The sequence below is a fragment of the Ensifer sp. Root142 genome, assembly GCF_001426785.1.
GTDB classification, from domain to species: Bacteria; Pseudomonadota; Alphaproteobacteria; order Rhizobiales; family Rhizobiaceae; genus Ensifer; species Ensifer canadensis.
In genome coordinates, this window is sequence record NZ_LMFK01000013.1 from 79,736 (window position 1) to 94,582 (window position 14,847).

Sequence of the window (14,847 nt, forward strand, 5' to 3'; positions counted from 1 at the left end):
TGGGCCGAACTCAGGCTCGGCACAAAGAACTGCGATGACTGCTCTCCTTCTTTGGGTAGTGAAGCCGATCGTGAGCTATTGGCCCATCTCGGTTCTTCGGTGTAGGACAAGCTGACACTCCCCGCTTAGAAAATTCTGAGCGTTAGGTCTTTCCAACCTCGGGTCGCTGGTTCTGATCCTTTTCAAGGCGAGAGATTTAAAGGGACGATCACGGTACAGCCGCTGGTCTATCCGATCGTTTCCACAGGCGCGCCTTCTTCTGCCAGCCTCTTCACGAGCAGCCGGATCGCGTTTCGCTCCGGCCGGGTAAGTGAAGTCAGCCCGCGGTGAAGTTTTTCAAGCGCGCTGCTTGACTTCGGCGATAAGAGACCACGGCGATCTGCTGTCCGCCGGACAAGATCTGCCTTGCTGACCAACGATAGCAAAAAGATATCCAGGTCGATCTCTGAATCGAGTCGAGCTGTTGAACGGGCGCTTTTTTCCTCCGACTTGCTATCGTCGGGGTCTATCGTCAGGTGATCAGGGACCTCCGGCAAGTCAAAGCGTCGCTTTGAGATTTGCTCCCAGCAAGCCTGTGTTTTACAGTATTCTCCAACGTTCATCAGATTCTCGGGCGTTTCGCGGATAGCTCGTGCAATCTGTTGAGCGAGAATCTCGATGATTTTCTGGAGCTCTGACGGCACATCCTGAAGCTTCCAGATTTGGTTGAAGTCGAGGCCGGTTTTTCCATCGGCGATGACGTGGTTGGTAAGCCAAGCGAGAGTGTAAGTGACCGTCTGCGATTTATAAGCTCGATCGCTCGCGTACCAGTCCGATCTTGCAACCATTTTGTCTGTCCAGTTGAACAGCAAGGCCATTGAGCAGGCGTTTCGATACCAGTTCTCGTTGAGGCTGGACTGGCTTGTCTTCCATTGCTTGGAGGTCTGGTCGGCGAAGTACATGAAGCATTTCTGAGCATGCTTCGAGACGATGTCCGGTCGGCAATCAAAAGTTACGACGTATTTTGCAAGATCGGTCTTTTCGATGACTTTCTCTTTAGGAAACTCAAGCTGGTATTTCCGTTTTTCGCTCTGGCTCTTATACGCCATTCCGTCCCTGTACTGGCCACGTGCCCGTTCATAAAACCATTTCGATCCGGAAAGAGCGCCGGCTTGCGGCGGTGCGGCGATACGACGTGAAAACCGTTCCATCTGGAGATGGAAAGGGTGACTGGAGAAGAAGTCAGCTTCAGAAATCCGATTTTGCGTATTTGCGAAACGTGAAATTTTCGGGACAATCTGCTCGATAGCAGTTTCGGGAACAACCGAGAGCTTAAGCGGGACATGCACCCGCTCAAGCGGGCTGCCGGAAACGTCTTTCGCGTAAAGTATCGACGCGGTTGTCTGCCCACCATTGACTATCTGCAGGTTACTGATAGCTGCTATCGCAGGCTGCCCATCTTGCAGCTTTTCCAGTCGGACCGCAGATGCCGTTGCAGTGAGGCCGTTATTAAACGCGAAAAACATCTGGGGCGAATCCTTGATGGTAGTAAGGATGCCCCTGTTTACCTTCGTCTTGGCCTGAAGATATGTGCGAACGTTCTGTTCGAGAAGGCGCGCACCATAAAGCCCATATATCCCAGCCAGCACATCTCCGGGAACCGCAAGCAAATACGATTCATGTTCTTCCGAGCTTGATGAAGCTCTCAGACAGGGGATCGGCCCTCCGGCAATCGTGGCAACATCGATCTCAATGGCTACTGGCGTCGAGCTGGCGCCTTGTATTTCGGTGTATCGGGCGAGATCGATTACGCTAAATACAACAGGGATACCCGCGGCTTCCTCGGCAAGCTGAGGCGCTCGTCGGGCGACCAGTCGCGCATTGGAAAAAAGAACAATCCGGAGCCTCTTGATGGAAGCACGATTGGTAAAAATCGGATAGGCGACGGTGAAGGCCGCGCTGCTTTCCTCCAGCGCATTAACAAATTCGGAGCGGAGTGAATTCTCGAAAAAATTTTTCACCCGCCGTATCGCCGTATCGATTTGCGCCGCGTTTAAAGTTTCGAGTTCGGTACCGTTGCGGAAATCGCACACTGCCAAATAGAGAATGCCGCGATCCTGGTCGAACGCATATCCATCCACACGGTAGGGCTTTGATCCGCCGTCGCGATGGCAGTGCGCATGTTCAAGATCAATGGCGTCGCCGCTATCTGAAGCTGCTTCTGCGTAAAGCTGGAAAAAAGCTTCCTGCTGAAAAACACCGCCTGCCTCGGCTTCTAGCATGACATCGTCGCGGAGCTCATCAAGGGCTGTTTGAAGCTCGCTCACACCGCAATCTCCGAAATCGTCTCTTCGAGGTTTACGCGGTATTGTTCGCAGTCTGCGACACGGATGCTGTACGTTACCAACTCTACGCCGGCTCGCAGGTCATTGCGCTCAATCCGGGGAAAATCCCCAATCACCGCGTAAAGCGATCTGTCGACCGAAGTCCACGCTTCCTCGTCGTATTCATCTTTCCTTTCGTAGCGAGCATTCAGCAAAGCGATTTCGAAAAGGTCGACGGTCGAATGCCCGTAATCGGTCGCGAGACTGCAGAGGTCACCCACTAGTGCATTCAAGGTGCGGCTCGCAGGATCGGTCGTCGGTAGCGGCGCAATTCCCTGATTGCAGATGAAAATTCGCCCCTGAAACGGATCGAGCTGGTCCTCTGACGAGATGCGAATGCGCCGATCCGCTGTGACGATTTGTGTTTTCACCTCAAATATTGTGCCGCCGACTACAAAGTCCTGTTCGTGACCTTCATGCCCGATCCAGCACCGCAGCGCTGACAGGATGCCGAAGCGCGGGACGAGAACGTCACGCAGAAACAGGAGCTCCCCGACCAGACCAATGATCTCAGTGCGGGCAAGGAGCCGCTCGCGTCGTTGCCGCAACATGTCTTGCCAACGACGGAGCTCGTCAAGAACAACGATCATTCCGCGGTCGGACTGAAGCGGGCTGAGATTATCGGTGGCGAGCATAAGGCCCATACACATGAGCCGAAAATTGCGAAAATCCGCTGGGTCGCCAAGCGTAATGGAAAGCCGAAAGCGATCGCTTGCAATTGGCTCGAACGAGCAGTCTATCCCGGTGAGCTTGGGCACTGACTTCTTGAGTTCGGGCGTGCATAGCGCATCAATCTGGAAGACGTACTCTGACCGAAAGTTCTTGCCTATCCTGAAATCAAGTGGATGGCTGCTGTCCGCAAGGCGCACGTTACATGCGCCAGGCTCACTCGCAGGCACGATCTGGTCCCATTCATCCAGCATCCTGGTCTCCATTGATCAGCTCTTCGTCATCATCAGTTTCGGAGAGCATCTCCAGCTGCTGCCTGTACACAGCGTTGACCTGGTAAATCCGTGCTTTGGATGGCTTTCCGGTTTCCGGCATACAGAATGAAAGCGTGACGACCGGATTCGCTATTTTCAAAACGTCGTCAGACGGCGAGTCCTGATCGGTTGTGAGGCTGGCATTGAAAACGTGGATCAGCAAAAGGGGCCGCTCGCGTACGCTGCATGCAGCACGTTCCCGGCGATAAACCTCATTTGCAATGGCTTGGTCTGCCTTGTCCTTCTGGTCTTTGCTAAGATCGATCCATGCATCCTCGGGATCAGCCACTCGACTCCGGCTGCCATAGACGCGGTAGACGCCGTTCTGCACCGTCCCCTGATCGCGATTTCTTCTGCCGATCTTTAGTCCAGCAAAGTTATCATCCGAATTTGTTTTCCGGTTTGGAATAGCGACGTCCCAATGAGAGAGTTCGTCGCCTGATCGGTCGAGAATGTAGTCCTGAAACAATGAACGATCGGAAATCGGCGCAAGGTCCGTATGATTGCCGAACCGGAAGGATCGCAATAGTCCTTCGATGTGGCTAGCATCGACCTTCCTCCAGAGAACATAACCCGGCTTCACTTCGGTTGCCGATCCGACAGTGTCGAGAAATGTCTCAACAGCCCTGCGGTTCGCGACAGCTGTGTCGGCATCGTTCAAGAGAGCATGCCCTTCAACGTGTCTTGCCGAATAGTCTTGCGCGATCGTAAGTTCCTTAGCTGTACGCATCTTGTTTGCCGCTGTAACACGAAGCGCGAGCTGGCTTTGCCTGACTTTCAGGCCAAAGTCTGCGGGTGTCCTTTTGCTCTCCATCATTCGCTTGACTTCGCCACGCAACTCCTCGGTGGCTTCGTCAACGTACTCGTAGTGATCTAACGAGATCTTGGGCAGGTAAAGCCGACAAATTTCTTCATAGCCGGGCCTGTAACCGAACCATCGAGCCATCTGCATCAGCGTATCACTGGCTGCGGTATTGCGAAGAAGGTAGGAAACCGTCAGGCCTTCCAGTGTCAGACCGCGGGAAAGAGCAAGGCCACCGATGGCAATCACATGGAGGCCATGCTCCCGGTTGCGCGAGTAGTCCAGCTGACCGCCACGCATGTTCACCGTCTTGATCTCGATGCTCTGAACCCCTTCGTTCAGGGCGCCAACAAGGTCGGACCAAGGAGCTGTATGACCGGCAAACTCCTTTTCATAACTTGCCTCGAGATCATCCATCACCGGGTCATCGATCTCACTTGGCGGCAGCGCGGCATGAACGGAAATGGCGTCCTTGAGTTCGCTCACATACTCATAAACTAGCCCCAGAACCTTGTCCTGAATTGCATTAAAGCGGCTGACATTGATCATCATCGAGCAATGTGCTCGGCCTTTACCCTGCAGGACGCGCGACGCACGCGAGATGCAGAAAATCCGGATGGAATGCCGAAGGCTTTCTGGTAGAGCGACAACGGCGTCTCCACTCTTATGATTAAGTGGCAGCAGCGTTTTATAATCGTCGATGACCCTAACCATCCCTTCTCGCAGATTGCCGCCTGGCCGGAACATTCGATGGGATCCGACGTAGTTGCTGGGAGGATCTAGAGCCTTGATGAAATTGGCCGGAAACAAGTCGTGATTTTCCATCACTTCCGTGGTTTCGGGATCGATGAAGATATTTGCGAAAGGTGTTGCGGTGTATCCGACATAGACCGAGCGAGGGAAGCGGTGAAGGATTCCGCGAATGACTCCGTTGATCGCTGTTGTCCGGTTCGGTTCCTTGGCTGTATTGATTGATGCGTTATCAGCCTCGTCGTCAATCAGCAGCAGCGGCAGGTCGTATCCTCCGGTTTCGCTTTGATTCTCGATCCACTTCTCAAGCCGGTCGAGGACCGACTTGTTCTTCTTTGTTACAAAGATCATCGGTTCCTGGTGACCGGTGAGCCCGAAGTAAATTCCATCGTGCCCTGATGAAAAATCAGCTTCGCGGCTCGTGCCGTATGAGGGGATACGGCGGCTGGTGGCGTAGTTTTGAATAGGAAGAGATTGTTGGACTGCTGCAGCGAAGGCTGATATGCGCCCTATGAATGTCTCGTCAATGCGCTCCTGTGTCTGCGTACGAAGCGAATTCGTTATTCCCGCCAGAAGGATGATCACCCGGTAACCGGCATCAGCTGCCTTGCAAATCAACGCGGAGTAGTTTGTCGTTTTACCTGACTGGACGTTACCCATTACCATTCCGCGCACTGCACCAACCGTCGGAACTTTCGGGTCTCCGCAGAGGTCCAGCACCTGGTCAGTATCGGTGTCCAGCGTAGCAATTACGGTCGAGGGAAGGGAGCCGGTCTCAAGATAGAACTTGCGTAATCTGTTCCAGTAATAAAAATCGAGGTCCGGCTTCTTCGCCGCAAGCCATGGGCGATGGCTCTTGCTGATAACTGCGCCGCTTCGCTGGGTTACCGTAAAGCTGGCTTCGAGCTCACGGATTATGAAGATGATGCCGCTTTCATCCAGATGTACAAACGGCCCACTTCGTACGAGCGCCGTGATTGCGCCCTCTGGCACACCCTCGTTCCGTGCAAGGGCATCGGCAAAAGTTGCGCCTACCTGCATACGGAAATAAGCAATTTCGCCTTCAAGCATCCTGCCACCAGCCCTTCGATTTCAAATGTTCCTTGACCAGAAGCCCGTGGCTTGCCCAAGGCTCGGTCGTTTTGAGAAGCGTCGTCAATGTCACCAGCTTTCCATCTGCCCGATGCAGAAGGCTCGGCAACACCGCGTCCAGTCGTTCGATGAAGGCCTCGCGATCGATAGCGCCCTGATTGATTAGGGCCCCTTTCGCATGGACGTCCTCTCCGATGCTGAGCACCGGAAAGCTCTCCTCGATGATGCCGATAGCGGCTCCAACTGCGGACGCCAGTCGTTCATCCTCGGCTTCCAGGAGGTCAGCGAGGAGAGGGTGTTCTCGATTGATATAATAACGGACTTCACCATTTCGCACGTACTTCGACCAGACTGGCGTGGTTCCTGAACCCGGGCGGATCCGCGCGCCCCGCGACTGAAAAACCTTTCCGGATTTTCCACGAAGACCATCAACGATGTCCTTGAGCCTTGCGCGCAGCCCTGATGGAAGCTGTGCGTCCGCCTTGTCGAGCGTAATCTTCCACACCTCATCAAGCGAATTCGGGATATTTACTGCGATACGGACAAGCTGCGACAGCTCACCATGACGCACCAGCCTGAACCATGTCCCGTGCATAATGAGACGGTGTTGACGGTAAATGTAGAAGCCCTGGTTTCGAACGAAGCCTTCTTCTCCACCCAGTCTTTCGTGATCGGCAGACGTCAGCTTCGAGTAGTGGGGCAGCACAAATGCCTGGACGTCGATAGGATAACCCCGAAGCTGAAGGACCTCGCGCGGAAGCGATTGCGTTGCTTCATGATTGCGCAGAAACGGATCAGCGGCCTTGAGGTTGTCGCCGTTGAAGCATATCGAAAGTTTCCGGATACCTTCCTCACCCGTCAGGTAGCGATGGAAAGTCATCGCAAGCTGGCTCTTGGCGTGTGCCACCATGTCATTGAAGCCACGGCCTTCTATAGCACCGTCTTCGGAAAGGCGGTCGCACCGGGTCCAGATAATCTCTGTTCCGCTCTCGAGTTTCAGCCGTGGATTCATCGCCGCTGTAATTTCATCCGGCTCCAGGATACCCATCTTCCAGTCTGCGAGATCATCTAGATCCCAGACAGCACCCGTGTGGATTTCACCGTTATGAGAGACGACGGTAAGTCGACGGCACTGTGAGAGTGAAGCCGACTTCATTCCCCAGCCGAAGCGGCCAAGATCATCGGGTGCTCGCTCGGTTGTGGGGTTCGTACTTGCAGGTCGCATCGCTTGATGAAGTTCCGCTGCAGACATCCCGTGTCCGTTGTCCAGAATCCGGACCTCGGCCTCGCCATTACGCCGCACGCAGAGGATATCGATATGAGTCGATCGGGCTTTTATGGAGTTGTCCAGCAGATCAGCGATCGCACTGGAAAGGTCATAGTTTCCGAAGCTTCTAGCCGAGCTCATCAACGCTGAGGCATCAGGAGGATTATGAGTGAACTGCATTCGTGCTTCCTGATCAGGCTATCTTGGTCCACTGTTCATCACGAGACACCTCGATTGTTCGATTGATTGTCATTTCACTATTCCCGTACCCAGCTCGATGAAGGGAGTTGACCGTGGCGGGAGCCTCGGTGCAATCGGGCGACAATTTTCAAATCGCAACAAAGACTTGTCTCGTTACTTGCTCCTTGAAGCAAGATAGCGCCTAAGAGATTAAAAAATCGACATGTTTGCTATTGAAAGTTGTGATTAGCGCCTGGCAGGTGCGATATCGAAATCTTAGTCTGAAGGCGTCAGTCACGCGAGGTGCCAGCAGGCGAACAAATAAAAGATTGTATTAAGCGCCACTGTGCAGAGAACATTAGCGGAACATGCCTTGCTGTCTGGGTGGTTTTTTGCCAGTTTGTCAAAAAATGACCCAGTGAATGGTAGGTGATTCGTGCAGGAGACGCAGCAGGACAACGACGGGTTCAATCATTTGTGCCAACGGGCGGGGCTGACCCCTGGCGAGGCCGCTTCAGTTTTGTCCGTGTCTGATCGTACTATCGCCCGATATATGAGTGGCGACGGTCGTCCAACCGATCTCGCGATGAGGTTCCTCAGGGAGCTTGCTGATCAGAAGTCCGCCGGGAATGGTCCGATCTCATTCCGCTTCATTGATCTGTTTGCGGGAATTGGCGGCTTGCGCATCGGCTTCCAAGGTATCGGCGGACATTGCGTATTCACGTCGGAATGGGATCAGAACGCCCAGAAGACGTATGGTCTGAATTTCCGTGATAATCATCGCCTGGCGGGAGATGTCCGGGAATATTCCGAAAACCCTGATTTGATTCCGGAGCACGACATCCTGCTTGCCGGCTTCCCTTGCCAGCCGTTCTCGATTGCCGGCGTTTCGAAGAAGAACGCGCTTGGTCGCCCCCACGGCTTCCTGTGTGATACGCAAGGTACGCTTTTCTTTGATACCGCCCAGATCATCGCGCACCATCGGCCCGCAGCTTTCGTGCTCGAAAACGTGAAGAACCTTGAAAGACATGACAAGGGACGGACGTTCGCGACGATCATAAACGTCCTGACAAACGAGCTTGGCTATCATGTGCAGACACGCGTGATCAGCTCCGAGCACTGGGTGCCGCAGCGTCGCGAACGCATTTTCATTGTCGGTTTCCGCGAGCCGACCGATTTCGATCTGAAATCTCTCAAGCTCCCGGATAACGGACCGACACTTGGCAGCATCCTCGAGCCGCACGATGAAGTCGATCCGAAATACACCCTGACGCCTCGCCTCTGGGAGTATCTGCAGGCATATAAGGAGAAGCACACGTCAAAAGGCAACGGGTTTGGATACAGCCTGTTTGGCCCAGATGATGTCACGCGGACGCTATCAGCCCGCTACTACAAGGACGGATCAGAAATCCTTGTGGCACAGCCCGGTAAACGACCACGCCGGCTGACCCCGCTGGAATGCGCCCGTCTCATGGGTTTTGATCGTGGGGAGCGGCGCTGGAAGATAACGGTCTCCGATATGCAGGCCTATCGCCAGTTTGGCAATGCTGTGGTCGTGCCGGTAGTCGAGTTCCTTGCCGATGCGATGAAGCCATTCATCGAATCCGCTCTGCTGAGAGAGGCGGGCCGTTCGATGGAGGCACCGGTAACCGTCACCCGCCCGGATCGCGAGCCTGTATCCGCTCATGGTTGATATCGTCCCGGCTGAGGTTCGCAGCCGGATGATGTCGGGGATTCGCGGCACCAACACGAAACCGGAACTGCAGCTGCGCAAAGGGCTTCACGCGCTCGGCTTTCGTTTCCGGCTCCATGATCGCTCGCTTCCTGGGAAGCCGGATATAGTTCTACCGCGCTATAAAGCCGTGATTTTCGCGCACGGTTGCTTCTGGCATGGCCACGACTGCCATCTGTTCAAATGGCCATCGACCCGGCCCGAGTTCTGGCAGGCGAAAATAGCGCGCAACCGCACGGTCGATGAGAGGACAGAAGCAGCTCTTTCGGAGGCGGGCTGGCGACAGGCGATCGTCTGGGAGTGTGCGCTTAAAGGCAAAACACGGTTGCCTCTTGAGGAAGTCCTTCTTGCTTGCGCTGAGTGGCTGAAATCTGACCGGGCGCGACTTGAAATCAGGGGAGGGTAAGATTGCGCCGCGGGTTTTTGTCGGATCTGTTTACAGGCGTTGTCGCCAAGCGGCTGACGCTGGTGGAGACCATTACCAGCAAATCGAACCAGCACGAGTTTCAGGGGACAAAACCCCTGCGCCGACTTTTGGGTGATGATGACCGTAGAGGTATGGAGACGCGCTTCATATGGATATCCGGCGAACAGGAAGCCTTGGCCGAAGAAGGCTTCATGAGCTGGTCGAACGTTCGCAAGGGAAAGCCTCGCGCTCCGGAGTATCATCTGTATTACTCCTCCAATGCAGTCACCGAGCTTATGCAGCCCGGAGATATGTTGTTCCTCGCCCTACAGAGAGACGGCTCGATCCTTGTGGTCGTCACACCATCTGCGACGATCCAGAACCAGTTGCTCTGGCTGTTTGCGCTGGAGGAGCAACCGGAGTTCGCTTTCACATTCCAGGACGTCGATGGCGCGCACAATGCCGAACTCGATTTCGCGGCACGCTACATTCTTGATGAACTCGGTATTGAGCCGGAAGAACCGGATGCTGATCGGCTTGATACGCTGATCGAACGCTTCGGCCTGGAGTTTCCGAAAACACGGGTGTTTTCGGAGCTCGCTCGCACATCTATGCCGGAGGTTTCGGCTGCGGATGATCCGGACCTGGCGCTGATCTCGTGGATGGATCGCGAAGAGCAACTGTTCAAGCGCCTTGAGCGGCGTATCGTGGCCGCGCGTATTGGCAGTGGATTCGGCGCATCTGACGGCGCTGACGTTGAGGGATTTCTGGCGTTTTCGCTAAGTGTGCAGAACCGGCGAAAGGCGCGAGCGGGGCAGGCACTGGAGAATCATCTAGAAGCTGTGTTTGTCGCCCAGCGAATTCGATACGTCCGCGGAGCGGAGACAGAGAATCGAAACAAGCCGGATTTTCTGTTCCCCGGACAGGACGAATATCGTGATCCGCTTTATCCGGATGCAAGGCTGACGATGCTCGGCGCCAAATCCACTCTGAAGGATCGCTGGCGTCAGGTCCTATCAGAGGCTGTCCGGATTCCTGAGAAGCACCTGTTGACCCTTGAGCCCGCTATATCTGAAAACCAGACAGACGAGATGCAGGCCAAGAAGCTTCAGCTCGTGTTGCCACGCCGATTGCACAATACCTATCGACTGACGCAGCAGGCGTGGCTGATGGATATCGCCGGTTTCATCGCTGTCGTCCGGTCGCGGCAGGATCCCTGAGCACCTCCAGAAGCTCATCAATCCGGGTGCTTTCGACAGAACCGTGCGACGCTCCTGTCCCGGGCTGGTTGCACGGCACACGGAACGGGACATAAGGGGCCAGTCGGTCCCGCTTCTCTGACGACCGCTATGCCGAAGCTCCTGCGGCTGGCCTGTTCCCGTCTGTCCCGTGTCGAGAACTCCCGAAATCCTGCCAGAGGCGGCGCCATGCTGATTTCTCCGGTACTCTTCATTACTCAATTGTGGGTCCGCCAGACGGCGGTTGAGACGGCTGGTCATACTTGGACCGGTACCTGTCGTCAGGTGCCCGCCAGTTTGCCATGAAGTCCAGTGGGTCTGTGCTACCCATCATCTGGCGAGCGAGCTTCAGCCGTCCTTCCAGATGCTGTCGGAGCGCTTCATCGACCCCTTCCAGCCGTTGCTCTACATCAGAGAAGAAGCGTTCAACAACCATCGCCTTGCCCCAGCTCTCGATAATTTCTGCCAATTGTTGCTGGCTATCCTTGATCGCCTGGGCAAGTTTGCGTTCATCCTCTCGCCGCTGGTAGCGCTCCCACTCCTCCTCCCGCTCTTTTTTCCTTCTGGCCTCAGCTTTATCTTCTGCTGTCATTAGGGTTTGCAGCTTGTCTCTGGCCCCCCGTAACGTCTCGACAATTTTCGGAATTGCTTTGGTTAGCGGTTCCGTTTCCGTATCCTGCCAGCTCAGAGACCATTCAACGCCATTCTTCGGGGAATAGGCAATTATCCGGAAGCGCCCTGAAGGCATATCCTGCTCGGTTGTCCAGGAGTGCGTCAGCTGCCAGGTTTTCATCGACTGGACGAGCCTGCTGTCCTCACGGTGGTAGTCGCCGTTTAGATACCGCATCGTCACCCGCTCAGTCATTTCGGTGATAGCGACACCGATCGGCACTGTGTCGATGTAGAAAATCGTTGGCCTGTCTGGTCTCCAGATACTGCCGAAATTATATCGACCGTACTTTCGATCCTTCAGCTCAACCTCCTGCTCCTGAACATGAATGCGGCGGTGGTCTTCTCCGGCCGGGGCGATGTGAACGCGATAGCCCTGCCTGTCGAGCGCGAGGTACAGGTCATTGGCGATCGATAGCGCTCGAAGCAGGGCGGCTTCTGATGAAATCACGTCAGGCAGAATTCGCTTGTAGGGCCGAAGAAACTCTCCGTCTTTTGCAGCGCGCGATCTCCTCAGATGCTCTTCGGCGCCAAAAAGCAACGGGTGATGCTCGAGGCGGCGGGTCCTTGCAACGGATCTCTTCTTTTGGGGTGTATTGGCTTCGGGTGCCTTCTGCTTCCGCGGCTTCGGGGTCACCGGCATGATTTCGATGATCTCGTCTGAGCCGTCAGGTAGCGCAGGCAGCTCTGCAGAAAGGCCAAGTGATTTGCGTGTCCAGTAACCCGATCCGGGATATGGTATCTGATGTTGCCTGCACACGGCGGCCAATGCCGTGCCGGTGAGACCGAATTCCGGGGCAAGCTTGCTTAGCGGCGCGTCGCATACCCGGCTGTAAAGTTCGCTACGTTTCAGCTGCATAAGTAGGTCCGCATTTCCAACACGTCGATATCGCACCACGATGACAAACTGGCGAACGTTGAGAGCGGACATTTCATCTGATGACAGAATGCCTGGCTCGATGCTCACGTCATTCCTTTACTCTGTAAGGAGGCATACCTCATTGCGGAGGCGCTTGCCGGAGACCACAAGGGTGGACCCGATAAAGGAAATGAATTCCGGAGAAATCCGAACCAGTTAGCCGTTTGACCGGACATCAAGGGGTGCGCGAGCTTCGTTGGCTCGCGCCTCCAATGCTGTCAGATCTCCCTCGATCTTAAGGAAAGTCTCACGGCCTGTCTGAAACAGTCTTTTCGCTCAATACCAGATCCGGTCAGCCAAGGAGCCACAGACCACTATGACAACCATGGCTGCATGCACACGGGCTGACAAACCGCATCATTGGAACCGGGTCGGCTCGCTCGAGAATGCAAGACCTGCGACGGCAGAGACCCAGGCACTATAGGCTTAACCTTTGATGCCGGTGTTGCAATATGGATGCGTGATTTGGCCATTAGCTGAGCTGCCACCCCCGCCTTCGCTCTTGCGCGTAATGTGGTCGTAGGATGCTGATTTTGAGGCGTCGATCAGCCCATCGCATATGGCGCATGTCAAAGCTTTGTCCAGCGATTGGCGAAGATAAATTGCGGATTTTGCTTCGTCAGTGAAATTCGACGCGATTCCTTCCAGCTCGGCTGCGACAAGTTTTCCTTGGAGTCCCAGCAACTGCAGTAATCGGTCAGTATCGACCTCTTGATTCTGTGTGAATGCATCAACGAGACCAATCACTAGCGCGCCCAAGCGATCAACTCGCTGAGAGCTTCCGATCTGCACAATGCCTTGGTTGATCAAGGCTTTGTTCTCGATCAAGAATTTCTCGAGACGGCTACGTTGTGCAGTAAATTTCTTGAAAAATGTACTATTGTTGTCTTGGAGAGCCTTGGCGAACACCCCTACGACTGCGAGGAAGAGATAATCGCTATGCTTGCCACGATGGTTGTAAAAGTAAACTGCTGGATGCAGGCCTAGACTCCCGGCTTCGTTCCCCGTAATCCGCTTCATAACACGCGTGCACTTGTTTAGGGCTTTAATGGTCGCTGAGCCGTCTTCATCAGCAACATTTATCGACCATTCCTTCTCCGGTGTACCCGGCTGGCTGGCTGCCATCGAGATGAAATCCATCAAAAGGTTCAACGCTCCGATAGGGGAAGATCGGCCGCCCAATGGTAGATCAAGGGTTTTGATCGGCTCATTGATTTCAGGTTGGAACAGGAGCCGATGCAACTCGACAGCCGATCGTTCGATATCGGCCTTGGTTTTATCGTCGAAGCGTGACCAGTACTTGTGACCAGTGCCGGCCCGCACGATGGACCTTGCCGCAATTGCAACAGGATTGCGTCTCTCACGCAGAAGACGCTCTTCCGTTTTGTGCAACGGTGTGCCTTGGGTATTGATCTTAAAGAATGATGTCTCAGCTTTCTCGGCGTCACCTTCCACCCATTGAAGAGATAGAGACCTCGTTGCTAAATTGCGTGCTCGTTTCTTCAGTAGGTCGTCATTGTATTTATCCGGATCGATCATGGCGGATCGAACCATCGCGTATGTTCCGATCTCTTTAGTAATCAGGGTTCTGACGCGTTTGGCGACACGCTTTTGATCCTCTGGAAGTGCCCCTTTGTAGAACTTCGAGGAAATCGGCCCGTCGCCATAGTCATCTTCAATCCACGCTCTGAGCGTGCTGATACGATGGCCGCCATCAATGACGAATACGTGACTCGTCGACTGCCAAAGAATAACCGAGGGAACCAGTTCGTTGTCTAGGTAACTTTTAAGGAATACTAAGATCTGTTGGGGATCCCAATGATTGGTCTCACGCTGAAAGTCTGGCTTTCGCAGCCGATGCACGAGAAGGGAATCCTGCTTCAACTGTTCAATTGAAAACGACTGTATCTTTTCCGCCGAACTTTCATCGGAAGAGGTCGCGGCAAAATCTGCACGAGGGATCATTGCATCAAGATTGACCTTGTCAGCCATAGACTATTTTCTCACTTAGACGGGTATTTAAACTGATAGTTTAGTGCTCATGCCTATTTTGATGCTGGAAATTGAAAAATCCGTTTACTGATTGGATTTCTGCATTGGCGAGTGCACGTGGATCAGAACGTGGCGGTAACCGGGGGCGTGAGCCGGTATAGTGGTCCCGCATACAGCAGGTGGGATTTTCCGGCAGGGTCCCCCCCTCAAGAGCGAAGTTGCACCTCTCTGCCTACGCAATCGATGCCGTCCCGTTCACTGTGAATGGTTAGCTCGCGCCGTATTGCGCCGTCGCGGGCAAATTGAAGTTGCGGGAATCGAGCTAGTGTTGAAGTTTGCCAGAACTGACTTGGTTAGTTGTCTTCTCTATTCGGCGTGGTGAGGTCAAGCACCTTCTGACTGTCCGTAGCTATGGTTGATTGATGTCTTCGCAGTATCGCGCTTCTCTCCGGGA

9 protein-coding genes are annotated in these 14,847 nt (G+C 54.3%); 3 read left to right on the forward strand and 6 right to left on the reverse strand.

Going from position 1 to position 14,847, the window contains the following annotated elements:
• Positions 1 to 227 precede the first annotated feature (227 nt).
• From ASD52_RS17265 to ASD52_RS17280, 4 genes are read right to left on the reverse strand one after another with little or no spacing between them, the layout of a single operon-like run.
• Positions 228 to 2,306, reverse strand: coding sequence for an AIPR family protein (locus ASD52_RS17265; protein WP_057224947.1), 2,079 nt, complete (start codon positions 2,304 to 2,306; stop codon positions 228 to 230).
• The gene (locus ASD52_RS17270; protein ID WP_057224949.1) at positions 2,303 to 3,286 is read right to left on the reverse strand and encodes a PD-(D/E)XK motif protein; all 984 of its coding nucleotides are present in this window, start codon (positions 3,284 to 3,286) and stop codon (positions 2,303 to 2,305) included. Before ASD52_RS17270 ends, ASD52_RS17265 begins: the two co-directional genes overlap by 4 nt.
• The gene (locus tag ASD52_RS17275) at positions 3,276 to 5,969 is read right to left on the reverse strand and encodes a Z1 domain-containing protein (RefSeq protein ID WP_057224952.1); all 2,694 of its coding nucleotides are present in this window, start codon (positions 5,967 to 5,969) and stop codon (positions 3,276 to 3,278) included. Before ASD52_RS17275 ends, ASD52_RS17270 begins: the two co-directional genes overlap by 11 nt.
• Positions 5,962 to 7,437: an ATP-binding protein gene (locus ASD52_RS17280; protein WP_082571834.1), complete on the reverse strand. Its 1,476-nt coding sequence runs from the start codon at positions 7,435 to 7,437 to the stop codon at positions 5,962 to 5,964. The genes ASD52_RS17275 and ASD52_RS17280 overlap by 8 nt, the downstream gene beginning before the upstream one ends.
• A gap of 436 nt (positions 7,438 to 7,873) precedes the next feature.
• Here ASD52_RS17280 and dcm point away from each other — a divergent pair, with 436 nt between their 5' ends.
• Genes dcm through ASD52_RS17295 form a run of 3 tightly spaced genes read left to right on the forward strand, consistent with a single transcriptional unit; the run spans position 7,874 to position 10,795 of the window.
• Complete coding sequence (gene dcm / locus ASD52_RS17285; RefSeq protein ID WP_057224956.1) at positions 7,874 to 9,130, forward strand: DNA (cytosine-5-)-methyltransferase; 1,257 nt, start codon at positions 7,874 to 7,876, stop codon at positions 9,128 to 9,130.
• The gene (locus ASD52_RS17290) at positions 9,123 to 9,575 is read left to right on the forward strand and encodes a very short patch repair endonuclease (protein WP_057224958.1); all 453 of its coding nucleotides are present in this window, start codon (positions 9,123 to 9,125) and stop codon (positions 9,573 to 9,575) included. Before dcm ends, ASD52_RS17290 begins: the two co-directional genes overlap by 8 nt.
• Positions 9,576 to 9,577: 2 nt before the next feature.
• Complete coding sequence (locus ASD52_RS17295) at positions 9,578 to 10,795, forward strand: type II restriction endonuclease (RefSeq protein WP_057224959.1); 1,218 nt, start codon at positions 9,578 to 9,580, stop codon at positions 10,793 to 10,795.
• 232 nt (positions 10,796 to 11,027) lie between these two features.
• On the opposite strand, the gene ASD52_RS17300 is transcribed toward ASD52_RS17295, so the two are convergent.
• On the reverse strand, positions 11,028 to 12,449 hold the full coding sequence (locus ASD52_RS17300; RefSeq protein ID WP_244497478.1) for a hypothetical protein: 1,422 nt from the start codon (positions 12,447 to 12,449) through the stop codon (positions 11,028 to 11,030).
• A 378-nt stretch (positions 12,450 to 12,827) separates the two neighbouring features.
• Entirely contained in the window at positions 12,828 to 14,393 is a 1,566-nt protein-coding gene (locus ASD52_RS17305) for an HNH endonuclease (RefSeq protein ID WP_057224963.1), read from the reverse strand.
• Positions 14,394 to 14,847 lie beyond the last annotated feature (454 nt).